Origin of the sequence: Pseudomonas sp. YeP6b, assembly GCF_025642995.1 — a bacterium.
In the GTDB taxonomy this organism is placed as follows: Bacteria; Pseudomonadota; Gammaproteobacteria; order Pseudomonadales; family Pseudomonadaceae; genus Aquipseudomonas.
In genome coordinates, this window is sequence record NZ_CP080090.1 from 2,001,911 (window position 1) to 2,027,176 (window position 25,266).

25 protein-coding genes and 1 pseudogene are annotated in these 25,266 nt (G+C 60.3%); 10 read left to right on the forward strand and 16 right to left on the reverse strand.

The window, feature by feature from the left end:
• Positions 1 to 8 precede the first annotated feature (8 nt).
• From KZH41_RS08995 to KZH41_RS09005, 3 genes are read right to left on the reverse strand one after another with little or no spacing between them, the layout of a single operon-like run.
• A complete protein-coding gene (locus KZH41_RS08995) occupies positions 9 to 902 on the reverse strand; it encodes a hypothetical protein (protein WP_263274701.1) in 894 nt (297 codons plus the stop codon).
• A gap of 51 nt (positions 903 to 953) precedes the next feature.
• Positions 954 to 1,292 (reverse strand): type II toxin-antitoxin system RelE/ParE family toxin, encoded by a 339-nt coding sequence (locus KZH41_RS09000; RefSeq protein ID WP_263274702.1) that lies wholly within the window; start codon positions 1,290 to 1,292, stop codon positions 954 to 956.
• On the reverse strand, positions 1,289 to 1,705 hold the full coding sequence (locus KZH41_RS09005) for a type II toxin-antitoxin system ParD family antitoxin (protein ID WP_263274703.1): 417 nt from the start codon (positions 1,703 to 1,705) through the stop codon (positions 1,289 to 1,291). The genes KZH41_RS09000 and KZH41_RS09005 overlap by 4 nt, the downstream gene beginning before the upstream one ends.
• 209 nt (positions 1,706 to 1,914) lie before the next feature.
• On the opposite strand from KZH41_RS09005, the gene KZH41_RS09010 reads away from it, so the two are divergent.
• Positions 1,915 to 2,817 carry a LysR family transcriptional regulator gene (locus KZH41_RS09010; RefSeq protein WP_094952685.1) on the forward strand — a complete coding sequence of 301 codons (903 nt, stop codon included), beginning with the start codon at positions 1,915 to 1,917 and terminating at the stop codon, positions 2,815 to 2,817.
• Here KZH41_RS09010 and KZH41_RS09015 read toward each other — a convergent pair.
• Both KZH41_RS09015 and KZH41_RS09020 read right to left on the reverse strand, forming a co-directional pair.
• On the reverse strand, positions 2,809 to 3,567 hold the full coding sequence (locus tag KZH41_RS09015; protein ID WP_263274704.1) for a substrate-binding domain-containing protein: 759 nt from the start codon (positions 3,565 to 3,567) through the stop codon (positions 2,809 to 2,811). The two genes, KZH41_RS09010 and KZH41_RS09015, sit on opposite strands and share 9 nt — an antisense overlap.
• Positions 3,567 to 4,871, reverse strand: coding sequence for an MFS transporter (locus KZH41_RS09020; protein WP_263274705.1), 1,305 nt, complete (start codon positions 4,869 to 4,871; stop codon positions 3,567 to 3,569). Before KZH41_RS09020 ends, KZH41_RS09015 begins: the two co-directional genes overlap by 1 nt.
• 197 nt (positions 4,872 to 5,068) lie before the next feature.
• Here KZH41_RS09020 and KZH41_RS09025 point away from each other — a divergent pair, with 197 nt between their 5' ends.
• A complete protein-coding gene (locus KZH41_RS09025) occupies positions 5,069 to 5,212 on the forward strand; it encodes a hypothetical protein (RefSeq protein WP_176462985.1) in 144 nt (47 codons plus the stop codon).
• 144 nt (positions 5,213 to 5,356) lie between these two features.
• Here the strand turns inward: KZH41_RS09025 and KZH41_RS09030 are convergent, their stop codons facing one another.
• Entirely contained in the window at positions 5,357 to 5,749 is a 393-nt protein-coding gene (locus KZH41_RS09030; RefSeq protein WP_263274706.1) for a VOC family protein, read from the reverse strand.
• A 43-nt stretch (positions 5,750 to 5,792) separates the two neighbouring features.
• Positions 5,793 to 5,972: a hypothetical protein gene (locus tag KZH41_RS09035; protein WP_094953239.1), complete on the reverse strand. Its 180-nt coding sequence runs from the start codon at positions 5,970 to 5,972 to the stop codon at positions 5,793 to 5,795.
• A gap of 130 nt (positions 5,973 to 6,102) precedes the next feature.
• On the opposite strand from KZH41_RS09035, the gene KZH41_RS09040 reads away from it, so the two are divergent.
• The 3 genes from KZH41_RS09040 (at position 6,103) to KZH41_RS09050 (ending at position 8,685) form a co-directional block, all read left to right on the forward strand.
• Entirely contained in the window at positions 6,103 to 7,038 is a 936-nt protein-coding gene (locus KZH41_RS09040) for a LysR substrate-binding domain-containing protein (RefSeq protein ID WP_242154923.1), read from the forward strand.
• A gap of 26 nt (positions 7,039 to 7,064) precedes the next feature.
• Entirely contained in the window at positions 7,065 to 8,252 is a 1,188-nt protein-coding gene (locus tag KZH41_RS09045) for a low temperature requirement protein A (protein WP_094953237.1), read from the forward strand.
• A 70-nt stretch (positions 8,253 to 8,322) separates the two neighbouring features.
• On the forward strand, positions 8,323 to 8,685 hold the full coding sequence (locus KZH41_RS09050) for a 5-carboxymethyl-2-hydroxymuconate Delta-isomerase (protein WP_094953235.1): 363 nt from the start codon (positions 8,323 to 8,325) through the stop codon (positions 8,683 to 8,685).
• 3 nt (positions 8,686 to 8,688) lie between these two features.
• Here the strand turns inward: KZH41_RS09050 and KZH41_RS09055 are convergent, their stop codons facing one another.
• The 4 genes from KZH41_RS09055 to KZH41_RS09070 form a co-directional block, all read right to left on the reverse strand.
• The gene (locus KZH41_RS09055; RefSeq protein WP_263274707.1) at positions 8,689 to 9,624 is read right to left on the reverse strand and encodes a LysR family transcriptional regulator; all 936 of its coding nucleotides are present in this window, start codon (positions 9,622 to 9,624) and stop codon (positions 8,689 to 8,691) included.
• Between the two features lie 140 nt (positions 9,625 to 9,764).
• Positions 9,765 to 10,952: a cyanate transporter gene (locus tag KZH41_RS09060; RefSeq protein WP_263274708.1), complete on the reverse strand. Its 1,188-nt coding sequence runs from the start codon at positions 10,950 to 10,952 to the stop codon at positions 9,765 to 9,767.
• A gap of 137 nt (positions 10,953 to 11,089) precedes the next feature.
• Positions 11,090 to 12,532, reverse strand: a complete 1,443-nt coding sequence (locus KZH41_RS09065) for an aldehyde dehydrogenase family protein (protein WP_263274709.1) — start codon at positions 12,530 to 12,532, stop codon at positions 11,090 to 11,092.
• On the reverse strand, positions 12,529 to 14,154 hold the full coding sequence (locus KZH41_RS09070) for a 5-guanidino-2-oxopentanoate decarboxylase (RefSeq protein WP_263274710.1): 1,626 nt from the start codon (positions 14,152 to 14,154) through the stop codon (positions 12,529 to 12,531). Before KZH41_RS09070 ends, KZH41_RS09065 begins: the two co-directional genes overlap by 4 nt.
• A gap of 111 nt (positions 14,155 to 14,265) precedes the next feature.
• On the opposite strand from KZH41_RS09070, the gene KZH41_RS09075 reads away from it, so the two are divergent.
• Entirely contained in the window at positions 14,266 to 15,138 is an 873-nt protein-coding gene (locus tag KZH41_RS09075; protein WP_263274711.1) for a LysR substrate-binding domain-containing protein, read from the forward strand.
• Between the two features lie 153 nt (positions 15,139 to 15,291).
• Here KZH41_RS09075 and KZH41_RS09080 read toward each other — a convergent pair whose 3' ends face one another.
• On the reverse strand, positions 15,292 to 15,906 hold the full coding sequence (locus KZH41_RS09080; RefSeq protein WP_242154935.1) for an NAD(P)-dependent oxidoreductase: 615 nt from the start codon (positions 15,904 to 15,906) through the stop codon (positions 15,292 to 15,294).
• Positions 15,907 to 15,940: 34 nt separating this feature from the next.
• Positions 15,941 to 16,807, reverse strand: a complete 867-nt coding sequence (locus KZH41_RS09085) for an MBL fold metallo-hydrolase (protein WP_094953225.1) — start codon at positions 16,805 to 16,807, stop codon at positions 15,941 to 15,943.
• Positions 16,808 to 16,913: 106 nt separating this feature from the next.
• Here KZH41_RS09085 and KZH41_RS09090 point away from each other — a divergent pair, with 106 nt between their 5' ends.
• Together KZH41_RS09090 and KZH41_RS09095 are read left to right on the forward strand one after the other, a co-directional pair.
• A complete protein-coding gene (locus KZH41_RS09090) occupies positions 16,914 to 17,819 on the forward strand; it encodes a LysR family transcriptional regulator (protein WP_094953223.1) in 906 nt (301 codons plus the stop codon).
• 99 nt (positions 17,820 to 17,918) lie between these two features.
• The gene (locus tag KZH41_RS09095; RefSeq protein ID WP_242154937.1) at positions 17,919 to 18,095 is read left to right on the forward strand and encodes a hypothetical protein; all 177 of its coding nucleotides are present in this window, start codon (positions 17,919 to 17,921) and stop codon (positions 18,093 to 18,095) included.
• Positions 18,096 to 18,160: 65 nt separating this feature from the next.
• Here the strand turns inward: KZH41_RS09095 and KZH41_RS09100 are convergent, their stop codons facing one another.
• A complete protein-coding gene (locus tag KZH41_RS09100) occupies positions 18,161 to 19,036 on the reverse strand; it encodes a helix-turn-helix domain-containing protein (protein ID WP_094953222.1) in 876 nt (291 codons plus the stop codon).
• Positions 19,037 to 19,226: 190 nt separating this feature from the next.
• Here KZH41_RS09100 and pobA point away from each other — a divergent pair, with 190 nt between their 5' ends.
• Together pobA and KZH41_RS09110 are read left to right on the forward strand one after the other, a co-directional pair.
• Positions 19,227 to 20,411: a 4-hydroxybenzoate 3-monooxygenase gene (gene pobA, locus KZH41_RS09105; RefSeq protein WP_176463002.1), complete on the forward strand. Its 1,185-nt coding sequence runs from the start codon at positions 19,227 to 19,229 to the stop codon at positions 20,409 to 20,411.
• A gap of 67 nt (positions 20,412 to 20,478) precedes the next feature.
• Entirely contained in the window at positions 20,479 to 21,996 is a 1,518-nt protein-coding gene (locus tag KZH41_RS09110) for an MDR family MFS transporter (RefSeq protein WP_242154939.1), read from the forward strand.
• Between the two features lie 1,045 nt (positions 21,997 to 23,041).
• Here the strand turns inward: KZH41_RS09110 and KZH41_RS09115 are convergent.
• Entirely contained in the window at positions 23,042 to 23,623 is a 582-nt protein-coding gene (locus tag KZH41_RS09115; protein ID WP_263274712.1) for a transposase, read from the reverse strand.
• Between the two features lie 782 nt (positions 23,624 to 24,405).
• Positions 24,406 to 25,242: pseudogene (locus tag KZH41_RS09120) on the reverse strand (cache domain-containing protein).
• Between the last annotated feature and the right edge of the window lie 24 nt (positions 25,243 to 25,266).

The following is a 25,266-nucleotide window of genomic DNA, read 5'->3' on the forward strand; positions in this document are numbered from 1 at the left end:
GGGCTGCGTCAGTGCTTCACGTCGTCGCTGGCAACTGCCAGCGACTTGCCCACCAGTTTAAGGACTCGGTCACGGCCGCCTTCTGCCAGTAAATAAGTACCGTCTCCTGTTCGCACAATCGACTGCGGCGCCTTCAAGAACGACAAGATCGTCTGTTGCCGCCCCTGTTTATCAATCAGCAGCAACCGTGCCCGATGCGTCGAGTCTTCATTGACCCACAAACCGCGTTCATCACACATCAAGAACGTCGGTTTGTTCAAGCCCGCCAGCACCACCGGATCGCTGCCGTCATCGGTCAGCTCACGCACCACGCCTTTTTTCTTTTCGGTGTAGAGCATTCGGCCATCGGTACAACGGGTGATGGACTCGCCTTCGTTCAGTTGATCGCGCAGCACGGTCAGCGACTGGTCGCTCCAGCGATAGCGCAATAGCCGCCCGTTGTCCTTGCGGTCTTCGATGGCGTAGAGGTCGTCGCCTTCGACCCACAGGCCTTGCACGTTTTCGCCGCGAAACAGTTCAGTGACCACACCATCCTTGAGAAAGCTCACCGGCGCATCGCCGGTTTCCTGGCTGAACACCCAGCCGCCGTGGGTCGCAAGCATGCCATCAGGTTTGGACAGGTTGCCCACCACGACTTCGCGTTGCCCATCCGGATAAATTCGCACGATGCTGCCTTTTGCATCGTTGAGTTCCTGGCTGATCATCAGCGAACCGTCGGGTAAAGGCATCAGCGAGGCGGCTTTCGGTACATCGCTGTAAACGGTGTGAACGCTCCAGCCGTTTGCCGCGCTGACGGGGTAAAAGCTTTGCCAGGCGAAGAAGCCGAGGGTCGCGATACCCATCAACCCGAACAGATACAACCCGAACCGCAACGCTCGCTGCAGAGAGCCAGCGCCATTCATTATTGTCTTCTTGGTCATTGATCACTCTGTCGGCCAGTGTTGGCGATGTGTTCAACCGTCTCCCGGCGGGATGGGCTGTCCGTCATTCTGTAAAAGTGCTGCGTAGTTTCGCTCACCGTAATACAGCCCCAAAATCGACACCGTTTTAGTATCGGCGGCCACCATAAACGCGATCGTGGTGGTATGCCGATATTGAGTGATGCGCAACGTGGGTAGCAGGTCGTCACGGCGGATGCCGCGCAGTGGGAACACGCAAAGGCTTTCGCAGTAACTGATGATGTTGTCGATAAAGCGTGCCGCTACACGTGGGGATCCGGTATCGCTGATGCAGTGTTCAAGGGCGTCCAATTGCGCCAATGCTTCGGGCGAAAAGGCAACCGAATGACTCACGGTTTCTCAGTACCTTTTCGTTGGTGTTTGGCCGCCATGTGCTCGCGAACCTGCCCGGCGGACAGTGCTCGGCCAGGGTCAGCCTGGAGGGCGGCGGCCGCCGGAATAACCTCGTCGCGCAGCCAGTGGTCCATCGCACGATCACGCGCCAGCAGGGCACGCAGGCCGTCACGGAGGACTTTACTTTCACTGGCGTATTCACCAGAGGCGACTTTGGCTTTGACCGGAGCGGCCATCTCGATGGGCAAGGTAATGCTCATTTGCTGGGTTGAGCGCATGCCGAAGTCCGCCGATGAAGAGTAGGATTCAATCCTGCTTGACCATTGGCGCGTTGCAAGAAGCAACTGATCAATGCCGAGCGCCGGGGCCTCGTCATCCGCCCAAAAAGGCTGTGGGTTCTGGCAGGATTCCATGAGTATTTCTCGCTCCAATTGAGTAGGTCAGGCCGCAAGTATTGACGCTTTTTAGCGGCTGTGTGGCTCAACTACATAAATAACTCACTGATATGTATGACTTCATATTTGTAGCAGGGTTATTAGCGTCGCACCGACGCAGGCACGCATGGCGCCTCATCACCGCCCATACGATAATGCCCGCCAAATCGACCACACTGGCCCATTCCGTGATCATCAACTTCGACCTCAACGACCTCCAAGCCTTCCGCGCCGTGGTAGACAAGGGCAGTTTTCGCGGCGCCGCCGAGGCCATCCGTATCTCGCAGCCGGCGCTGAGCCGGCGTATCGAAAAGCTCGAGTCCGCACTCGACGTAAAGCTGTTCGAACGCACCACGCGGCGCGTCAGCCTGACCATGGTCGGGCGAGCGTTCCTGCCGCAGGTCGAGCGCATACTCGACGACCTCGACATCGCCTTGATGGGCATCAGTAACGTCGCGTCCACGCGCATGGGCAACGTCACCATCGCCTGCGTGCCCTCCACTGCTTACTACTTCATGCCCCACGTGATCTCCGAGTTCCACAAGCTGTACCCGAAGATTCGCCTGCGGGTGCTGGACGCCAGCGCGGGTGAGGTGTGCAACGCGGTGGAAAGTGGCGAGGCGGATTTCGGCGTGAGTTTCAGCGGCAGCCTGGCAGATGAGGTGGAGTTCGAGCTGCTGTTGCAGGAGCGCTATGTGCTGGCCTGTCGTCGTGATCATCCGTTGGCTGCGCGTGACAGCGTGAGCTGGGCCGAGGCCTATGAACACGACTACATCACCGTGGACAAAACCTCGGGCAACCGCTTTCTGCTGGACCAGGCCTTGCGTGGCGTACGGGTGAAAAAGCCCAGTATCTGCGAGACCCACCATGTGACCACGATGATCGGGCTGGTGGAGGCTGGGCTGGGTGTGGCGATGGTGCCGTCGATTGCGATGCCGGCGGGCGCGCACCCGATTCTGGTGAGTGTGCCGCTGGTAGAACCGCAGGTGATGCGCAATGTGGGCTTGATCAAGCGCCGCGGGCGGACATTGCCGCCGGCGGCGCTGGAGTTGGAGCGGTTGGTACGGGAAATGCCGTTTCGGTCAGCGTGACACCGAGTCCAAACCGGTGGATTGCACCACCGGTTGCGCCTCGGGCGAAGCCAAGTATTGCAGCAATGCCTTGGCTTGGTCCGGGTGTTCGGCGTTAACCGGAATGCCCGCCGCAAAGCGCGTCACCGATTGCACGTCTTCCGGGATCTTGCCGACGTAAGTCACACCGGGCACCGGCAACAATTCCGCCACCTGTTGCAAGCCCACCTCGTAATCCCCCTTGGCAACCTGTTCGGCCACCGGGATGCGTTCGATCATCGTGCCCTTGGCCGGCATGCCGAGCTTCTTGAACAGCTCCTTCTGGACATACACGCCGCTGGCGCTGTCCGAATACGCCACGGACTTGGCCTGGGTCAACACCGCCTTCAACTCGGCATCGGTGCCGATCGAAGGTTTAGCGGCGCCTTGCTTGACCACCAGGCCGATGCGCGAATCCGCCAGTTCCACGCGGGACGCTGGGTCGACCTTGCCCTGTTTGATCAAGTCGTCCAGGGCGTAGCCAACCATGATCACCACGTCGGCGTGTTCGCCACGGGCCAGGCGGTTGGGAATCGCTTCCGGCGCCTTGCCCATCGACGGGCCGAGGATGGTGTCTAGGGTGTCGCCGCTGTGCTGGGCGTATTGCGGGCCCAGCAGTTTATAGGCGGCAGTGAAGCCACCCGAGGTCATCACCTTGAGCTCTTCGGCCTGAGCCGTCAGCGCCAGGGCGCCGAGGGCCAGCGCCGTCAGGGTTTTGAACAATACCTTCATTACGCAGCCCCCTGCATCACCTGCCCACGGGTATTGGCGCGGCGATACAACGCGAGGGTCGAGCACAGCGCACACAGCGCGGCAAACATCATCCAGTAGGCCGGCGAAGCCTTGTCTTCGGTGATGTGAATGAACCAGGTGGAGATCGCCGGGGTAAACCCGCCGAAGATCGCCGTCGCCAGGCTATAGGCCAGAGAGAAACCGGCCACGCGCACCTCCACCGGCATGATCTCGGTCAGCGCCGGGATCATCGCGCCGTTGTACATGCCGTACAGGAACGAGAACCACAACAGGGTTTCGAGCATATGGCTGAAGCTCGGCGCATTCACCACGAACGACAGCGCCGGGTAGGCGGTGATCACGGTCAGGGCGGTCATTGCCACCAGCACCGGCTTGCGGCCAAAACGGTCGCTGACGGTGCCGCCAATCGGCAGCCAGACAAAGTTCGACACGGCCACCAGCAACGTCACCAGCAGGGCGTCGGAGGTGCTCAGTTGCAATACGGTCTTGCCGAAAGTCGGCGCGTACACAGTGATCAGGTAGAACGCGGTGGTGGTCATGGCCACCATCAACATGCCGCCGATCACCATGGTCCAGTTCTTCACCAGGGTCGCCAGCACTTCGCGCATGGTCGGGCGATGCTTGCGGTTGGCGAACTCTTCGGTTTCCTGCAGGTTACGCCGCAGCACAAAGATGAACGGGATGATCACGCAACCGATGGCAAACGGAATACGCCAGCCCCAATCGGCAACCACGGCCGGTTCCATCCACACGTTCAGGCCGTAGCCCAAGGCGGCGGCAACCACGATGGAGATCTGTTGGCTGCCCGACTGCCAGCTGGTGTAGAAGCCTTTGCGGCCTGGAGTGGCCATTTCGGACAGGTAAACCGACACACCGCCCAATTCCGCACCGGCAGAAAAGCCTTGCAGTAAGCGGCCCAGCAGCACCAGCAGCGGCGCCCACAGGCCAATGGTTTGATAACCCGGCACCAGCACAATCAGCAGCGTGCCGCTGGCCATGATCGACAGGGTCACGATCAACCCTTTGCGGCGACCCACGTCATCGATATAGGCACCCAAAATGATCGCGCCCAGTGGTCGCATCAGGAAGCCTGCGCCAAACACGGCGAAGGTCATCATTAATGACGCAAACTCATTAGCGGCGGGGAAGAACGCAGCGGCGATGTAGGTGGCGTAGAAACCGAACAGAAAGAAGTCGAACTGTTCGAGGAAGTTGCCCGAGGTAACGCGGAACACCGCACCAATTTTCGAGCGGGCAGAGTCGGGCCGGGAAGGGCTAGTCATGGTTTTGTGTCTCCAGCGTTCTTTTTGAAGTGCTTGTTTCGCTTAAGACCGCGGATAGTGGCTGACACATTTAGAAATGATAAGTGAGTAATTTGGATGTATTGATGCGCTCAGGCTATCAATCGCCCACTCCGTCAAAAATGCCGAGGCTGTTCTATGCTGAGGGTGTGACCAATTCTTACGGATGGGAGGTGGCAATGGCTAACGAACACAAGCGCCAAGATGAGCGGGAGCGCGAGCAACCCCGGCAGCGTGAAGAGGAAAAACCGCAGACCTGGAAGCATCCCGACGACGGCACGGAGCTTTCCGAGCGCGACCAGGAGCGTCCGCTCAAGCCCTGACAATCAAGTGGAACACGGTCTAATTGTGGGAGCGGGCTTGCTCGCGAAAACGGTGTGTCAGTAACAGATATTCCCTCTGATACGCCGCTTTCGCGAGCAAGCCCGCTCCCACACAAACCCGCACATCCCACATTGAATCTATGTTCAGCCCACGATCGGCGTACACAACTCCACCAGCGTGCCATCCGGGCAGCGCACATAAGACACCACTTGTCCCCAAGGCTTGGTGCTCGGTGCCGCCAGCTCTTTCGCGCCCAGTACAAGCGCCTTGGCGTGGGCGACGAACACATCCTCAGTGACGAACCCCACCTCCATACCCAGTGGTTGCCTGGATGCGTGCGCTTCTACGTGGCCACCGTCGAAATTCATCTCGCCCAGTTCATGCGCAGCAAATGAAAGGGTGGTGTCGCCGGTTTCCAGCTCACCATAAGTGCCCGATTCATGCAGGAAACGGCGATTGAAACCGAAGGCCTTTTCGAAGAATGCCAGTGAGGCAGCTACGTCCGGCACATAGATGATGGTGTAGGCGAATTTCATGATTAAGCGGTCCTTGCTGAAAAAGTAAGCGGATTAAAACGGGTTATGAAAGCAGCACTGAAATAGGAAAGCCCCACGCCAAAACCAGATAGGCCACTGCCGCCGCCAGGCACAAGCCGATAAATACCCGCATCAGAGTCCTGACAGTGGGGTTGGCGATGAACTGGATAACCCAGAGACAGACCCCTGCCACCACGATGGCCAAGGCGAGAATGACCAGCACGATAGTGTTCCTGTAGCCCAGCAAAACTGATTTATAGTCTCAAAGGCCCGCGTTGAACAGTGTGCACATAGACGCAGGGCCCCGGGTGTTTCTACACTGCCACTTGTTTAGGGCAGTGGGGCGAGCGCCGATGAATCGCAATGAATTACGCAAGGCCGATATCAACCTCATGGTCGTTTTTGAGACGTTGATGCTCGAACGCAATGTGACCCGGGTGGCGGAGAAGCTGTTTCTCGGCCAGCCGACCATCAGTTCGGCGCTCAATCGCCTGCGCACGCTGTTCAATGACCCGCTGTTCATTCGCGTCGGCCATCGTATGGAGCCGACGGCGCGGGCCGAGGAGATCATCAAGCACCTGTCGCCCGCCCTTGACTCATTGTCGTCGGCCCTGAGCCTGACCCACGATTTCGACCCGTCCATCAGCACCATGACCTTTCGCATCGGTTTGTCCGATGACGTCGAGTTTGGCCTGCTGCCGCCCTTGCTGCGCGCGTTGCGCCAGGAAGCGCCGCTGGTGGTGTTCGTGGTGCAGCATGTGGACTACTGGCGCATCCCCGACCTGCTGGCGTCCGGCGATATCACCGTCGGCATCACCCAGACCCGCGGCCTGCCCGCGAATGCCAAACGTAAACTGTTACGGCATATCCGCCCCTGCCTGTTGCGCGCCGACGCCTCGGACAAACCGCTGACCCTCGACGAATATTGCGCACGGCCCCATGTGCTGGTGTCCCACACCGCCAACGTGTCCGGGTTTGCCGATGAATGGCTGGCCGAGATCGGCCGCAAGCGCCATGTGGTGCTGTCGGTGCCGCAATACAGCGCGCTGCCGGCCTTGCTTGCCGGCACCGACATGATCGCCAGCCTGCCGGACTACACGGCCCAGGCCATGGCCGCCGGCGGGAACCTGTTCTGCGAGCCGTTTCCGTTCGAAACCCCAACCCTGGACCTGTCCATGGTCTGGCTCAGCCATGTCGATACCGACCCGGCGGAACGCTGGATGCGCTCGCGGCTGGAGGCATTCATGAGCGAGCGCGACAGGCTGCCGGTGCTGGCGCCAAAATCTTGAGATAAACCCTTCAGGGAGAACCACCGATGAGCCCATCGCGTTCCTTGCTGCGTGGTCGCGGCAGTCATGACAGTGGCAAGGTTGGCATGGTCGAGCTGTTTTTCGACCTGGTGTTCGTGTTTGCCGTGACCCAATTGTCCCATTCGCTACTGGCCCATCTGACCCTCGGCGGCGCGGTGCAGGTGGCGCTGATGATGGTTGCGGTGTGGTGGGTGTGGATCTTCACCTCATGGATCACCAACTGGCTCGACCCGGAAAAAATCCCGATCCGCATCGGTCTGTTCGGCTTGATGGTGGCCGGCCTGCTGCTGTCCTCGTCGATCCCCAAGGCCTTTACCGACCGAGGCGTGCTGTTTGCCGGCGCCTACGTGTTCATGCAAGTAGGACGCACGCTGTTTGCGTTGTGGGCAGTGCGCGGTGAGTCGCTGAACATGACCCGCAATTTCCAGCGGATCCTGGCGTGGATGGTCTTTTCCGGCGTGTTCTGGATCACCGGCAGCCTGCTCGACGGTGAGCAGCGCCTGGCGTTCTGGGCGCTGGCACTGTTGATCGAGCTGATTTCCCCGTCGGTGTATTTCTGGGTGCCGGGCCTGGGGCGTTCGACGCTGACGGACTGGAACGTGGAAGGCAACCACATGGCCGAACGCTGCGGCCTGTTTGTGATCATCGCCCTCGGCGAATCATTGCTGGTGACCGGCGCCACCTTCGCCGAATTGCCCTGGAGCCTGGAAGGCCTGGGCGCATTCCTGGTGGCGGTGGTGGGCAGCATCGCCTTGTGGTGGATCTATTTCGACAGTGGCGCCGAGCGCGCCCACCACCGGATTGCCAGTTCCGCCGACCCGGGCCGCCAGGCGCGGATTGCCTACACCTACCTGCACGTGTTGATCGTCGCCGGGATCATTGTCAGCGCGGTGGCCGACGAACTGGTGCTGGTGCACCCGGGGCATGCCAGCCAGGCCGGTGTGGTGGCGATCATCGCTGGGCCGTGGTTGTTTCTGTTGGGCAGTGCATTGTTCAAGTGGGTGATGAGTGATCGGCCATTGCCACCGTTCTCGCACCTGGGCGGGCTGCTGATGTTGCTGGTGCTGTTGCCGCTGGGGTTGCAGCAACTGTTTTCGGCGTTGCTGCTGGGTGCGCTGACCACGGCAGTGTTGGTGATCGTGGCGTTCTGGGAAAACCGTGCGCTGCGCAGCCTGACCGAAGTTTCACAGTGAAAGCGCTCTGATTCAGTTCAACTGCATGCTATACGTGTGACTCTTTTCCTAGAACTATTCGGAGCTTTTCATGCCGCACCTGCACCTGGAATACACCGCCAATCTCACCGGCCTGGCCGTCGAGAAAACCCTCTTGCGGCTCAACAATGTGCTGATGGCGTCCGGGCAGTTCGGTTCCGAGTTTGATATCAAAAGCCGCGCCGTGAAGGTCGAGACCTTCCAGGTCGGCACCTCCCTCAGCCCGCGCGGCTTTATTGCGGTGAAGCTGTCGCTGCTCAGCGGGCGTTCACCACAGGTCAAGACGCAGCTGTCGGAAAGCCTGTTGGCGGCATTGCAGGACCAGTGCGAGTGGCCGGCGGATATACAGGTTCAACTCAGCGTGCTGCTGGTGGACATGGATCGCGATTCCTACAGCAAGGTCGCCATCGGCTGAGGGTTACAACAACCCTTGCTCCGCACACACCTTCACCACCTGCTCACGAAACCAGATATTGGCGCTGTCCTGGCCACTGGTTTCGTTCCACTGCATGTCCAGGGTAAACCCCGGTAAACCGTTGGGCGCCTCGCAATGGCCGAACACCGTGGCCGGCGCCAGCAGCTTTTGCACGCGGCGGGGCAGGGTGACAACAAAGTCGGTGCCGGTGATCATCTTCAAGGCCGCGCTGTAACTGTTCGCGCGGGCGATCACTTGGCGCTTGCGGGCCTGGCGCGCCAGCCAGCCGTCGATCATGTTGGTGTCGGATGTCCACGGCGTGGGGAACACGTGGCGGCGCTCGACAAACGATTGCAGGCTGAACGCCGGTTCGCGCGGGGCCGAGCGTTTATCGAACACGCAGACCAAATCATCTTCCAGCAGCATCTGGGTCTTGAAGTCTTTATGGGCGCGGTGAAAGTGCGGGCCGAAGCAAATCACTAGGTCGAGGCGGCCTTCGCGCAGGTCGTCGGCGGGGATGTCGGTTTCCAGCTTCTGCACATTGACGATCACCGGCAGGTCGGCGCGGTCGAAGTGCTTCAACAGGCGCGGCAGGATCAACTGTTCGAAGTATTCCGGGGCGCACACATTGAAGGTCACGGCCGTCGAAGTGGGGTCAAAGGCTTGGCCACCGGCGTGGCACAGGTTGATGCTTTCGAGGATCTTCTGCACATGCCCGTACATGGTGGTGGCCTTGTACGTTGGCCGCATGCCCGCCCGCGTATTGATAAACAACTCATCCTCGAAACTGGTGCGCAGTTTCTTCAAGCTGTAGCTCACGGTGGACTGGCTGACGAACAGCGTTTCAGACACCTCGGTAACGCTGCTCTGGTCGTAGACGGCGATAAACACCATCAAGTCCTGCATATCGAGCTTTCTGAGCAAATTACTGTTTAGCATCCGTTCCGTCCGATAAGCCTTGGCACTGAGGCAGCGCCGCACGACAAGGGCAAAAGCTTAACGGAACGGTCGTGCCAATAGAAAGCGCCATAGGGCGTTTCTATGTTTGGTGTGGGACAAAAAATGTTGGCAACACGACGTCAGCGGATATGTCGTGCGTAATGCTTAGGATTGAACTGCGTGACGATCAGCAACATAACCACCACCACCGCCGTCAGCGACCACCAGGCCCATTCGAAGCTGCCCAATTGGTCGCGGATCATCCCGGCAATCAATGGCGACAGCCCGGCAATCAGGTAGCCGACGCCCTGCACAAACGCGGTCAGGCCACCGGCGCGGCGCGGGTTGTCCAGGTGGTCGAGGGACAGGATCAGGCTCATCGGAAATAGGCCGCCGATGCCCAGGCCCAACAGGCAAGGCCACAACAGGCTCAAGTGTTGGGGCATAAGAATGAGGCCGCAGAAACCCAGGATGATCAGCACCAGCAGCCCCGCGACGACCCCGCGTTTATCTTTTCGGCGGTTGGCGATGGCCGGGGTGATCAGGCCGGACACCACTTCCATGGCGGTCAAGAACCCCAACAACAACCCTGCGTTCTGTTCGCTTAAGCCTTGCTCCACGTAATACGGCGCCAGCCACGCCAGCACACAGGTGTAGGACGCGGTGCCGAGGCCGAAAAAGATCGCCAGCAACCACGCGCGACGGTTACCAAAAAATGATTCCTGCGCGCCGGAACCGGCTTGTGGCAGCGGCGGCATCGCCGCGCGCTGGGCGTACCAGAACACCAGCGCCAATAACGCCAGCGCCGCCCATATCGCCAGGCCGATGCGCCAGCTGCCGGTCTGCACCTGCACAAATGGCGCGAACGACGCCGCGAGTGCCGCGCCACCCATGATCGCGGTGACATACAGGCCCATGAACAGCGACACGTTATCGCCAAAGCGTGTCTTGATCAGCGCTGGCATCAGCGCCTGGATCATGGCGATGCCGACGCCGGCAGCAATGGCACTGACGATCAACTCCAGCGCCGAATCCAGAAACAGCCGCGACAGTGTGGCCAGGCCAATCACCAGCAACGACAGCACAATGCTGCGGTGCTCACCAAAGCGTTTGCCCAGGCCCATGCCAAAAAACATCGCCAGCCCCATCGCCATGACCGGCAGCATGGTCAGCAAGGCGGCGCCGCTGAAGCTCAGCGGTACCTCGCCGCGAATCGAAGACAATAGCGGGCCAATGGCAGCCATCGACGGGCGTAGGTTAAGGGCGACCAGTACAACGCTGATCATCAGCCAGATGGCGGTGGTGGGTTTTGCGTGAACGTTTTCCATGGGCGAGCCTTGAATAGACAGGGGCGAATCAGGCCACGCATGGGAGAGAGGGGCAAATGAGAAAGTCGCAGGCGCTATCTAAAAATTGCAGCTGACTGACACACCGCCGATCAAAAAGTGTGGGAGCTGGCTTGTCGTTAGTTAGACCGGATCACATGCTTGATCTCCTGAAACGCCGCCAACCCCCACGGCCCCAATTCGCGGCCGATGCTGCTCTGCTTGTAGCCGCCCCACGCCGTTTGCGGGAAGATCACCTGCGGTGCGTTGATCCACACCAGCCCGGCCTGCAAGGCATTGGCCACGCGCTCGGCGGTTTCGGTAGTGGCGCTCACCACACTGGCCACCAAGCCGAAATCGCTGTCGTTGGCCAAGGCAATCGCCTCGTCCTCAGTGGCAAAACGTCGTACACACAGCACCGGGCCGAAAATTTCTTCGTTCCACAACGCACTGCCCAGCGGCACATCGGCAAACACCGTCGGGCGAATGAAATAGCCTTTCGCCAAGCCCTCCGGCCGATCACCGCCACACACCAACCGCGCGCCCTGCGCGATGCCGCGCTGAATATGCCCGAGCACCCGCTGGTACTGCGCACGGTTGGTCAGCGCGCCCATTTCCACGTCCTCGGCAAACGGGTCTGCCACACGAATCCCTTCAGCCCGTGCCTGCAAACGTCGCAGGAATTCATCCGCCAAGCTGTCAGCCACCAGCACACGGCTGGTAGCCGAACACATCTGCCCAGCGTTGAAAAAACCACCGCCACAGGCCAGTTCCACTGCCAGGTCGAGGTCGGCATCCGCCAGTACCAGCAGCGAGGATTTACCGCCCAATTCAAGGCTCACACCCTTGATGGTTTCCGCCGCGCGCTGCATCACGTGCACGCCGACGGCGTTACTGCCGGTGAAGGAAATCTTCGCCACGCGGCGGTCCGCTGCCAGCGGTGCGCCAACTGCCAAGCCGGTGCCGCAGACCATGTTGAACACCCCGGCCGGCAAACCCGCCGCAGCAATAATCCGCGCCAGTTGCAGCTCCGCCAGCGGCGTGACTTCCGACGGTTTGAGCACCACACAGCAGCCGGCCGCCAGGGCTGGGGCGAGTTTCCAGGCGGTGGTCACCATTGGGAAATTCCACGGCACAATCAGCCCGACCACGCCGCACGGTTCACGGCGCAGGCGCGCGCTGAAATCGTCGGTGGGCAGCGCCACCGCGCAGTCTTGCCCGGCGTCCATGTTTTCGCAGATACCCGCGTAGTAGTCGAAAGTGGCGATCACGTCGTCCACATCGATACCGGCTTCAAACAGCGGCTTGCCGTTGTTGCTCGACTGCAATTGCATCAGCTGTTCGCGCTGCTCGCTTACGCCCAGAGCGATCTTGCGCAGCAGCGCGCCGCGCTCACGGCCGGTGCTTTTCGACCAGCCGATGAAGGCCGCACTGGCCACATCCACGGCTTGGGCCACGGCGCTGGCATCACCCACGCTGACGTGGGCCAAGGTGGTTTCAGTCGCCGGGTTTATCACCTCAAGCACGTCATGGCCCGCACGCCATTCACCGCCGATAAACACACCGTTCACGACTGCGCTCATACCGCCACCTCCAGCATCCAACGGCCTTGGTCGATTTCAATCAGCGTCGGCCCCTGGCGATCAGCGGCGGCGCGTAATGCCGTGCGCAGGTGCGCGATGCCCTGGATGCTTTCGGCCGTGCAGCCCAAGGCTTGGGCCACGCCGATAAAGTCCGGGGTGTAGATGTCCACGCCAACCGGTTCGATGGCGCGGTTGAACATGTATTTCTTGATCTCTTCGTAGCCCTGGTTATTCCACAGCAGCACGATGACCGGCACGCGCGCTTCCACCGCGCTGGCCAGTTCCGGCAAGGTGAATTGCAGGCCGCCATCGCCGATCAGGCACACCACCGGTTGCCCGTCGCCGCGTCCCAGCCAGGCGCCGATGGCGGCGGGCAGGGCGTAACCCAGGGTGCCGTAGCCGGTGGATGAGTTGAACCAACGGCGCGGGTGGTTGAGGTTCAGGGTCAGGTTGCCGCTGTACACCGGCTGGGTGGAATCGCCCACCAGCACGGCGCCGGGCAGTTCCTCCAGGACGGTGTGGAGGAACAGGGTTTGCGCGCAGGTGGCGGCGTCCCAGGTCGGCGTCAGTTCGGCCCACAAGCGGGCGACGCGTTGAGCGCCCCAGTTTGGATCGCGCGCGGGCAAGGCCTGGGTGTTCAGCTCGGCCAGCAGGGCTTCGGCGGCCATGTGCGCATCGGCCACCAATGCGACTTTCGGCGGGTAGTTGCGCACGGTTTGGTCGGGGTCGATGTCGATGCGTAGCAGAGCACCGGGTATCTTGAAACCGCCGGCGAAGGTCACGTCGTAGTCGGTTTCCGCCAATTCGGTGCCGATGGCCAGCACCACATCGGCCTCAGCGACCAGCGCGCGGGTGGCGACCAGGGTCTGGGTCGAACCGATCAGCAGCGGGTGCGCCGAGGGCAGCGTGCCCTTTGCGTTGATGGTCAGGGCCACCGGTGCGCCGAGGGTTTCGGCCAGGCGGGTCAGTTCCTGGGCGGCATCGATGGCGCCGCCTCCGGCCAGAATCAGCGGGCGTGTTGCCGCTGCGAGCAATTGGCTCATCTGCTTCACCGCCGACGGCGCGGCACCGGCTCGCGCCACGCTGACCGGCTCGCTGCCGAGCAGTGCGTCGGCATTTTCCACCAGCACATCCAGCGGAATTTCGATGTGCACCGGGCGCGGTCGCCCGGCCTGGAACAGCGCAAAGGCGCGCGCCAACACGCCAGGCAACTCTGCCGCCGACATCAAGGTATGCGAGAACGCCGCCACGCCTGCGATCATCGCGCCCTGGTTCGGCAGCTCATGCAACTTGCCGCGACCGCCGCCCAGTTGGCTGCGCGATTGCACGCTGGAAATCACCAGCATTGGGATCGAGTCGGCATAGGCCTGGCCCATGGCGGTGGTGATGTTGGTCATGCCCGGGCCGGTGATGATGAAACACACCCCAGGCTTACCGCTGGTGCGCGCATACCCGTCGGCCATGAAGCCGGCGCCCTGTTCGTGGCGCGGGGTGACGTGACGGATGCTCGAGCGCGCCAGGCTGCGGTACAACTCCACGGTGTGCACGCCGGGGATGCCGAACACCTGGTCCACGCCGTAGCTTTCCAGGAGGTTGACCAATACTTCGCCGCAGGTCGCCATACATGTCGCTCTTGTTATGGATTCGAGGCGCTATTGGAGCGGCTGGCCGGTAGCGGCAACAATCGATAAAAAGTCATACTAGCCATGTCCTCACGTCATGGCTCAGCCCCTATGAAACGCCTGCCACCGCTGCCCGCGCTGCACACCTTCTGGGTCACGGCCCAGTGCTGCAACTTCACCCGCGCCGCCGAGCAACTGCACATCACCCAAGGTGCGGTGAGCCGACAGATCGCCGGGCTGGAGAGCCATTTGGGCTACGCCTTGTTCCAGCGCCAGGCGCGCGGTTTGGCTCTGACCGAAGAAGGCCGTGAGTGGTCGCTGCGCGCGCAGCAAGTGTTTGGCCTGATCGGTGACGCGGTGGAGCAGATCGGCAGCCGCCGCGCCACCTTGCAACTCAAGGCTTCTACCTGCGTGATGCGCTGGTTGCTGCCGCGCCTGATGCAGTGGCAAAAGGAACGGCCTGATGTGCCGGTGGAACTGACCACCACCGTGGCCTACACCGTGGACTTTCGCCGCGAGCAGTTTGATGCAGCGGTGATCTATGCACCCATCGCCGAGCAATCGGCCCAGGCCCGGCATTTGTTTGATGAACAACTCACGCCCGTCTGCGCGCCGGGTTTACTCGGCGGCTTGCACACACCGGCTGATCTGCAACAACAGGTGCTGCTGCACCCCGCGCGGGATGAGCGCGATTGGGCGTTGTGGCTCAAAGCGGCGAATACGCGGTTGAGCAACCTGGCCCAGGGGCACCATTTCGAGACGTTGGATCTGGCCATGACGGTGGCGTCCCAAGGTTCCGGGGTGGCGATTGGCGACAGTGCGTTGATAGGCGAGGATGTGAAAGCGGGGCGGTTGGCGACGCCGTTTGAATTAAGGGTGCCGACGGGGATGGGGTATTACTTGGTGTATCCGCCTGGGGCGGAGCCTTCGGTTGGGCTTGAAGCACTGATGGATTGGCTAGTGAGCCAAGCCCAACAGTCGTAATACCGAAGATTCAAATGTGGGCGCCGGACTTGTGTGGGAGCCGGGCTTGCCCGCGATGCAGGCACCTCGGTGTGTCAGTCACACCGCGGTGAAGCTATCGCAGGCAAGCCAGCTCCACACAAGCCAGCTGCCACAGTTTTGACCGTGTAAGGCTTAGTAACCCACGGTGAAACGCTGACGCGAGTGCTTCGGCGTTTCCACTTCGTCGATCAGTGCGATGGCAAAGTCAGCAAAACTGATCCAACTACGGCCTTCGGCACTCACCAGCAACTCATCCTGGCCCACACGGAATTGGCCGGTGCGCTCGGTCTCAACGAACTCCGCCGACGGCGACAGGAAAGTCCAATCCAGCTCTTTTTCCTGGCGCAGCGTGTCCAGGAACGCAGCACCGGCACTGGCTTCGGCCTTGTACTCCGCCGGGAACCCCGGGCTGTCGATCACGCGGCTGCCATCGGGCAGCAACAACGAACCTGCACCGCCCACCACCAGCAGGCGTTTCACCGAGGCTTTCTTCACCGGGCCGATCACGGCACTGGCCGGCAGCGTGGCGAAATGCGCCGCACTGATCACCACATCGTTGCCGCTGACGGCCTGTTGCAACGCTTCGGCATCCAGCGCATCGACTTGCTTGACGGTAACGCCTGGGCGCGCCGCCAGCGTGTCGGTATTACGTGCGATGGCCGTGACGGTATGCCCACGACGCAGCGCTTCTTCCAGCAGTTGGCTACCGGCACGACCGGTGGCACCAATAATTGCAATCTTGCTCATAACGCTCTCCAGTCAGTCAGGGTTAAAAAACCATTCACCACTTCATTTCGCCCTTGGCGACTTTGGCGCTCAGGTCCAGCGAGCTTTCGTCGGCGAGGTTGGGGTAGCGTTTTTTCATCGCTGCAATCAGGGCGGCGGAGTCCTTGGCTTTGGCGGTTTCGACGTCGAACGCCTTGATGTAGTCAGCGGTAAAGGCCACGGACTTCAGTGACGGGCTGCCCAGGAAATGGCCTGGAATCACGGTAGTCGGTTTCAGCTGTTGGATACGTTGCAGTGTTGCCAGCCAATCCTTGTGGGACTGTGCGCTTTGGGTGTCGGCCATCCACACGTGGATGTTTTCGGCGACTACCACACCGCCGACCACGGCCTTGATCGAGGGGATCCACACAAAGCTGCGATCCGGCTGCGGGCCGTCCAGGCCGATGATTTCCAGTGGTTGACCTTCGAGGGTCAGGCTGTGGCCTTCAAGCACGTGCGGCACGATGGTTTTTGCCGGTTTGTCGGCGCCCATTTTCGGGCCCCAGAATTCCAGCTTGCCGGCGACGGTGGCCTTGATATGGTCGACCACCGGTTGCGGTGCCAGCACCTTGGCGTCGGGGAACGCGGCGGTCAGGGTGTCGAGGCCGAAGTAGTAGTCCGGGTCGCCATGGCTGATGTAGATGGTGGTCAGGTGCTTGCCGCTGGCGCGAATTTTTTGCACCAACTGCTCGGCCTGGCCTTTGCCGAATTGTGCGTCGACCAGGATCGCGTCTTTTTCGCCGCTCACCAGTACCGAGCTGACCGGGAAGATCGCAGCTTCACCAGGGTTGTACACGTCGAGTTTCAGCGCTGCCGCCGAAGCTTGGGCGGCGAAGGCCAGGGCGGCGGTCGCGAGGGTCAGGCGTTTGAGGGTGGATAGCATCGGGGCAGCTCCAGTGATCGTTAAAGGATGCACAGAGCTTAGTTGCACTAAACGCCACAAAAAATGCGATGCTGAAACATAGTTTGTTTCTAAAAGCGTGCAAATCATGGATCGTCTTCAAGCAATGCGGGTGTTTGTCACGGTAGTCGACCTGGGGAGCCAGTCAGCCGCCGCTGATCAGTTGGACCTGTCGCGGCCAGTGGTTTCACGTTATCTGGCCGAGCTTGAGGATTGGGTGGGCGCTCGCCTGATGCACCGCACGACGCGCAAGCTCAGCCTTACCGCGGCGGGTGGCGAAATGCTGCCCCGTTGTCGGCAAATGCTCGAATTGTGCAACGACATGCAGTCGGCCGTCAGTGAGCCGGACGAATCGCCGCGTGGCCAACTGCGGCTAAGTGTCAGCAGCTCGTTCGGCCAGGCGCAGTTGGCGGATGCCGTGGTCGAGTTCGTCAAACGCTACCCGTTGGTCAGTATCGACATGCAGATGCTCGACCGTACGGTGAACCTGGTGGATGAGCGTATCGACCTGGCCATCCGCACCAGTTTTGAGCTGGACCCCAATCTGATCGCTCGCAAGTTGACGCTCTGCCGCTCGGTGATTTGCGCCTCACCGGCCTACTTGCGGGAGCATCCGCACCCGCAGCACGTGCACGACCTGGCGGAGCACAACTGCCTGACGCACTCCTACTTCGGCAAAAGTCTGTGGCACTTCACCGAAAATGCAGAGCCGGTGTCGGTGGCGGTGCAGGGCAATATCAGCGCTAACGAGGCGACCACCCTGTTACGGGTGACGCTGGCGGGCGCTGGGGTGGCGCGGCTCCCCAGCTATCAGGCGGGTGACTACATCCGCAGCGGCGAATTGATCCGTTTGCTGCCCGAGGCCGAGCCGCAACAGATGAATGTTTACGCGGTGTTTGCCTCGCGCAAACACATGCCGTCGGCGCTGCGCAGCCTGCTGGATTTCCTGGTGCAGCGGTTCCCGGAGGAGCCGGTTTGGGATATCGGCCTCTGAACCCGACATAAAGATGTTGAATGGCGCCCCATAATGGCAACTTGCCCTGAGTGACCTATGCTTTAAACAGCACCGAGTCGTTTCATTCAGAGGTGTGCCATGACTCTAAAAATCAGAAAGTACCTAATGATCTTCATCCTGTGCGCTGTGGCGACAGCGCTGTACGGCACGGCCGCCTACCGGGTTGAACAGACCCGCATGCAGCCGACCTTTGCGATTAGCTGCCATCAGGACCTGTGTGTTCCGCGTACCGGCAGTTTCAGCGCGCTCAGGTAGGCTGCTCAGCCTGATCGGTCCCACGCGCAGCAAAGGAATGCAGCAACGCACGCTCCGCGTTCGAATCAATCGGCTTTCAATTGCTCGCGAAACGCCTTGGGCGAAAACCCGACCCGTCGGCGAAACAGCCGAGAGAAGTTGGTGGGGTCGGAAAACCCCAACACCTCCGACATCTCATTGATGGTCATGCTGGTGTAGGTCAGCAGGCGCTTGGCCTCCAGCAACTGGCGGTCATGCATGATCTGCAGCGCAGGCTGCCCGCCCAATTCCCGACATGTGCCGTTCAGGTGTGAGACCGAGATGCCCAGTTTGTGGGCCAGGTCTTCAATTTTCGGGTGTTCGCGGTAATGCTGTTCAACCAGTTGGGTAAAACGCCGGAAATACTCGCGCCCACGTGGTGCTCGCGGGTGGCGGCGCTGGATGGCCTGGCGGCTGATCCATACCAGCAACACGCTGACCAAGGCGTGCATCATCATGTCACGCGCCGGTTGCTCATCGGCGTATTCGTCCTGCAGGCGGGCAAACAGGCTGTTGAGGTAGTCGCTGTCCTTGCCTGCCGCGTAACTGCCCAGGGTCTGCAAACCGTCCACCGTCGCGCCCAGTTGCGTCTGCATATAGCTGACCAGCGGCGCCGACAGCGTCACGACGTAACCTTCGACATCCTCGGCAAACCGAAACCCATGCACACACAAAGGCGGCAGCACCTGCAAGGTCGCTTCGCTGAGCGTAGTGCGCAGGCCTTCGATCTCCAATTGCGCCTGGCCTTTGTGCACGTACAACAACTGGCAGAGGTCCGCGTGCCGGTGGGGCTGGATTTCCCACTGGTACTCCCGGCTGCGCCGGGAAATGGTTTCACAGTGCAACAAATCAGGGGTCGGCCATTGCTGGCTTTCCCCGTAAAGCTTGAAGACCGGAATCGCGGTACTGGCAGTTTTGGTCATGGTTTCAATCCGATACTCAGGATAGTGGTGCGGTAATCGCCCCGATTGGCAAAAAGCGCAGGCTTTGTCTCAGTTTTCACCTTCTTATGGCGGCCACTCAAGTGAAAAATGATCAGCAACATGATGAATGACAACTCTTTCACCTGATCCGTTCGGGTGAAGCTTACGGGTTATAAAAATAATGAAAACGCTGAAAACCCAAGTCGCCATTATTGGCGCCGGTCCCTCAGGATTGCTGCTTGGCCAACTGCTGCACAATGCGGGTATCCAGACCCTGATTCTAGAGCGTCAGAGCGCCGATTACGTGCAAGGCCGCATCCGTGCCGGGGTGCTGGAACAAGGCATGGTCGACCTGCTGCGCGAGGCCGGCGTCAGCCGGCGTATGGATGCCGAAGGCCTGGTGCATGACGGTTTTGAGCTGGCGCTCAATGGCCAGCTCAGCCACATCGACCTCAAGGGTTTGACCGGCGGCCAGTCGGTGATGATCTACGGCCAGACCGAAGTCACCCGCGACTTGATGCAAGCGCGTGCAGCCGCCGGCGCCGTCACCCTGTACGAAGCATCCAACGTGCAGCCCCATGCCCTCAAAAGTGATCGACCCTGGCTGACCTTCGAACATCAGGGTGAGGCCTTTCGCCTGGAGTGCGACTACATCGCCGGTTGCGATGGTTTCCACGGCGTTGCGCGTCAGGCGATTCCGGCTGAGTCGCTGCAAGTGTTCGAGCGCGTCTACCCCTTCGGCTGGCTGGGCATTCTTGCCGACACGCCGCCGGTGCACGCGGAGCTGGTCTACGCCAAGCACCCACGCGGCTTTGCCCTGTGCAGCATGCGTTCGCCGACCCGTAGCCGTTATTACCTGCAAGTGCCGGCTGAAGAGCCGCTGGATGAATGGTCGGATGAACGGTTTTGGGATGAGCTGAAAACTCGCCTGCCGAGCCAACTGGCCGAACAACTGGTCACCGGGCCTTCCATCGAGAAAAGCATCGCGCCGCTGCGCAGCTTTGTGGTGGAGCCGATGCAATACGGGCGCCTGTTCCTGCTTGGGGATGCCGCGCATATCGTGCCGCCCACCGGCGCCAAGGGCTTGAACCTGGCCGCCAGCGATGTGAGCACGCTGTTTCGCATCCTGCTCAAGGTGTATCGCGAGGGGCGCGTGGACTTGTTGGAAAAGTACTCGGCAATCTGCCTGCGTCGGGTGTGGAAGGCCGAGCGGTTCTCCTGGTGGATGACCTCGATGCTGCACCAGTTTCCCGAGGCGGACGGCTTCAGCCAGCGCATTGCCGACAGCGAGCTGGCATATTTCATCCACTCGCAGGCGGGTCGCAAAACCATTGCAGAAAATTACGTCGGGCTTCCTTACGAAGCTATCGAGTAGCCTGCTATCGTATCGAGCATTCCCGCAGGCCCTTCCTTTCCTGCGGGCCTTGCTCGAAGGTTCTGCCGTGACCCGCCTCAATCAGCCCACCCAACCCGTCCCCGCCGTGCGCAGTGTGCTGGCCGCCTTGATGATGGCGATCTTCCTTGGCGCCCTGGACCAGACCATTGTCGCCGTGTCCATGCCGGCCATCTCCGCGCAGTTCCACGACGTCAACCTGCTGGCCTGGGTGATCTCTGGCTACATGGTGGCGATGACGGTGGCGGTGCCGATCTACGGCAAGCTCGGCGACCTGTATGGGCGCCGCCCGATGATGCTGATCGGCATGGGCGTGTTCACCCTGGCCTCGCTGTTTTGCGCCATGGCCCAAAGCATGGAGCAACTGGTGCTGGCGCGGATTCTCCAGGGCATCGGTGCCGGTGGGATGATCTCGGTAAGCCAGGCGATCATCGGCGACATCATTCCACCGCGTGAACGCGGGCGGTATCAGGGCTACTTCAGCAGCATGTACGCGGTGGCCAGCGTGGCCGGGCCGGTGCTCGGCGGTTACATGACCGAGTACCTGTCCTGGCGCTGGGTGTTTTTGATCAACCTGCCGCTGGGCGCCGGCGCCTGGTACGTGGCCCATCGCACGCTGGTGGGGCTGCCGGTGCCGCAGCGCAAGCCGATCATCGATTATCTCGGCACCGTGCTGATGATCGTCGGCCTGACCGCCTTGTTGCTGGGCATTACTGAAATCGGCCAGGGCCATCATTGGCGTGACCCGCAAGTGTTGGGGCTGCTGGTCTGTGCGCTGGTGGCGCTCACGGTGTTTGTCTGGCATGAACGCCGTGCGCGCGAACCCTTGCTGCCGATGCACCTGTTCGCCAACCGCAGCGCGGTGCTGTGCTGGTGCACGATTTTCTTCACCAGCTTCCAGGCGATCTCCCTGACCGTACTGATGCCGCTGCGGTATCAGACGGTGACAGGCTCAGGCGCCGACAGTGCCGCGCTGCACTTGCTGCCGCTGGCGATGGGCTTGCCGATGGGCGCCTATTTTGCCGGGCGCATGACCTCGGTGACCGGGCGTTATAAGCCGATGATCTTGACGGGCGCGTTGTTGAGCCCGTTTGCGATTCTGGGCATGGCCTACAGTGCGCCGCAGGCGGTGTGGCTGACGGCGGTGTTCATGTTGTTGTGCGGGATTGCGGCGGGGATGCAGTTTCCTACGTCCCTGGTGGGGACGCAGAATTCGGTCGAGCAGCGGGATATCGGCGTTGCGACCAGCACCACCAACCTGTTTCGCTCGTTAGGCGGGGCGGTGGGCGTGGCGTGCATGTCGGCCTTGTTGCTGGCGTTGTTGCAGGATTCCAGCTTTGCGCACTTGGCCAGCGGTGCGCTGGTGGCCGAAGGCAGTTCCGGGAATGTCTTGCTGGACGGCTTGAACGCCGCGCCAGGGCCTGCGCAGGATGCATTGCGCGGGGAGTTGGCGGTGACGTTTCGGCATTTGTTGATGGTGAGTGCGGCGGTGTCGTTGCTGGGGTTGGCGGCGGCGCTTGCGATGCCTAACCGCGTGCTGCGCGGGCGTGAAGACAACGCTAAGTAATTGACACAATGATGAGCGAACTGTGGGAGCTGGCTTGCCTGCGATGGGTATAGGTATCTACGCAACTTTTTGTGTTGCTTTTAGCCTGCGATGGTTTAGTTAGATTGAGTACATATCCGTTGCTGCGGTAACGGCTTCGTAGGGTTCCGCTCTTACAGCGGCTCACTTTTGAAAGACCCAAAAGTAAGCAAAAGGTCTTTGCCCCACCACTCGGTGCCTCGCCTGGCTCGGCATGCCCTCACTCCGGCTTGAATCCGTGGGCCGCCGCCATGGGCCATCCTTGGCCCATCGCGGCTAACCCGGCGTCCTGCCGGGTTACCCACGGATTCAAGCCTGCGTTCGGCCATCGTGGTTAACGGGGCGCCTCAGATCAAGATCAAGATCAAGATCAAGATCAAGATCAAAAGCAAGAGCAAAGAGCAAGAGCAAGAGCAAGAGCAAGAGCAAGAGCAAGAGCACGGCGGCCTAGTAGCCGACCTGAGTGGTTGAAACAAAAGCAAGGCAGAAGCAGAGCACCACCCTATCTAGCTGATGTAATGAGATCCCAATGTGGGAGCGGGCTTGCTCGCGAATGCGGTGGGTCAGTTACACATGAGCTGACTGACCCACCGCATTCGCGAGCAAGCCCGCTCCCACAATTTTGACCGAGTTTAGCTGCCAGCACCGCAGTGCTCTGCTTTTCTGTGGGAGCTGGCTTGCCTGGGATGGCATCAACTCGGTGTACTTGATAGACCGAGGTGTCTGCATCGCAGGCAAGCCAGCTCCCACATTTGATTGAGTTTCAGCTTCCACTATCAGGTCGGCTGCCAGGCCGCCTCGGTTTTGCTTTTGATCTAACCACTCAGGTCGGCTACTAGGCCGCCGTGCTCTTTGCTTTTGATCTTGATCTGCTTTTGATCTTAGGCGCCCCGTTAAACCACGCTGGCCGAACGCAGGCTTTGAGCGTGGGTAAACCGGCAGGACGCCGGTTTAGCCGCGATGGGCCAAGGATGGCCCATGGCGGCGGCCCACGGTCCAAAGCCGGAGTGAGCAACCGTGTCGAAATTCAAGCCATTTCAGCGAAATGCTTTTGATCGCGCACCATCGCATTCAAGATCGTCAGCAGCTTTCTCATGCATGCAACCAGCGCTACTTTCTTCGTCTTTCCTGCAGCAAGCAGATGGTTGTAGAACCTCTCGATCACCGGGTTATGGCTCTTCGAGGACAAGACGGCCATGTAAAAGCACACTTCGAACCTCAGCTCGACCACCCCATATCCGTCTACGCCCTTTGTAGAGGCCGCTATCGCAGTTAAAGGCGCCACACCAACCAAGGCAGCCACTTGTTTGCGATTAACCTTGCCCAGCTCCGGAACCATCGCCAGCAGCGAAAGTGCGAGCACGTTGCCAACACCAGCGACCTCGCGTAGCAAATCATAATTGGCCTTCCAGACCGGGGAAGCCTTGATGGCTTCGTGCAAGTCATCGTCTGTGCTTTTAAGCCGCTTTTGAAGCCAGGTGATATGTGCCTTGATGTCTCTTCGAAGTGCCTTGAATACCGCCTGCTTCAGCCGAGACTCCTCCGCCACGATCATGTCGATGAGTTGGCGGCGTCGAGTGAGTAGATCTGCCAGCTCACGAGTGTTCATCTGGCATCTCTCGAATCTCGGGTTTGACCGCCTGGGCAAACTCCGCAATCACCTGGGCATCCAGAGCATCGGTTTTAGCCAACCGACCGGTAGCTTTGGCGAAATCACGCACCTGGCGGGGTTGACGACAACGACTGGCAGTCCCGCAGCGCAAAGCTCCGCAGCCGCAAGCCGCTCATACCCCCAGTTGCTTCCAACACCACCAAAACCGGCTCCTGAGCCTTGAGATGTTTAGCTAAACGCTGGATACCTTCTTGAGTATTGAAAAACTGTTCGACTTGGCCAGTGGTGCTGACAAATGAGTCGAGCTTGTTTTGGAAACATCAATTCCGACAAACGCAGAGTCATGGTCCATGGTGTTTTCCTCACGTCCAACCTTGCAGAATCGGGCTTCGCGCCCTGGCAACCGTTCGGACTAGTTTAGGAAGGAATCTGCTTCGACCCACGCTCACTCACGATCTCGAAATCCGAGGGCATAACGGTCTGAAGCAGATGAAAATCATCTTACAAGGGCACACCGAAGCGTGAGCGAGGTGCCGAGTGGTGGGGCAAGAGCCCTTTTGGTTACTTTTGGGGCTCTTTTCCAAAAGTGACCCGCTGTAAGAGCGGAACCAATAGCAGCCGTTACCGCAGCAACGGATATGTACCCAGCGCCCCCGCGACCACAAAAGAATTCAACCCATAAAAAGATGCGTAGATACCTGTGCTGCGATAGCGGTGAAACTGATACACCGCTATCGCAGGCAAGCCAGTTCCCACAGTGGATTGCATTTCAATTCTGCTCAGGGGCTGTAGTACCCGACCGCCACCATAAAATGCCCGGCCTTGCGCAAGTACGCGTGCTTGTTCTCAACCTTACCTGTCACCGGGTTTTTCCAGCGGTACTTGTACTCACCCTGATCCTGCTCGGCCATTATCTTGAGGATCGGCTCGCCCACCGGCTTGCCATCCGGGTCCTTGATCTTGGCGAAGTCGGTGTTAACCAGGCGCAGGTTGGTGCCATACGCCACATAGCGCCCGGTATTCAGGTCCACCACAAACACATACAAATCATCTTGCAGAAACCCGCCCTGCAACGCGTTGATCGCCTTGAGCGTGCCGGCTTCATCCTTCATCAGCGCGTTCACCGCCTTGTTGCGCAGCCCACGCGCCTGTTCCGGTGTGGCTCGAGGCAGGTAATAACCGACTGCCAAAATCCGTTCGCTCACGCGCTGATAAAACACATGCTTGTGCTCAACCTTGCCGTCATTCCAGTTCTGCCAGCGGTAGTCGGCCTGCTGGATGCCCTGGCCCTCGGGTACGGCCAGCGCTTGCTTGAACGAGGCTTGCAAGTCCGGCCCGAGCTGCTCGGATACGTCGCGGCCGATCAGCGCGGAGGAGGGCCCGCCGCTGGCAAGCAGCACGCCCTAGGTATCAACCACAAACACATAGCGGTCGTGGTCGATGAAGTCACCTTGGCGACTGAAGGCGGCGAACGCTTTGTCGCCGTTGCTCTGGTAATAGGCCAAAGCCTTTTCCAGTAGGGCCTTGGCAGCCTGTGCGTCCTTATCCTGAGTGGCCGCGTGCACCTGACTGAAACACAACAGCAGCAGCCAGGTGAGTCGGAGCAGTCCTTTCATTACCCATCCCTCAATATTGTAGGT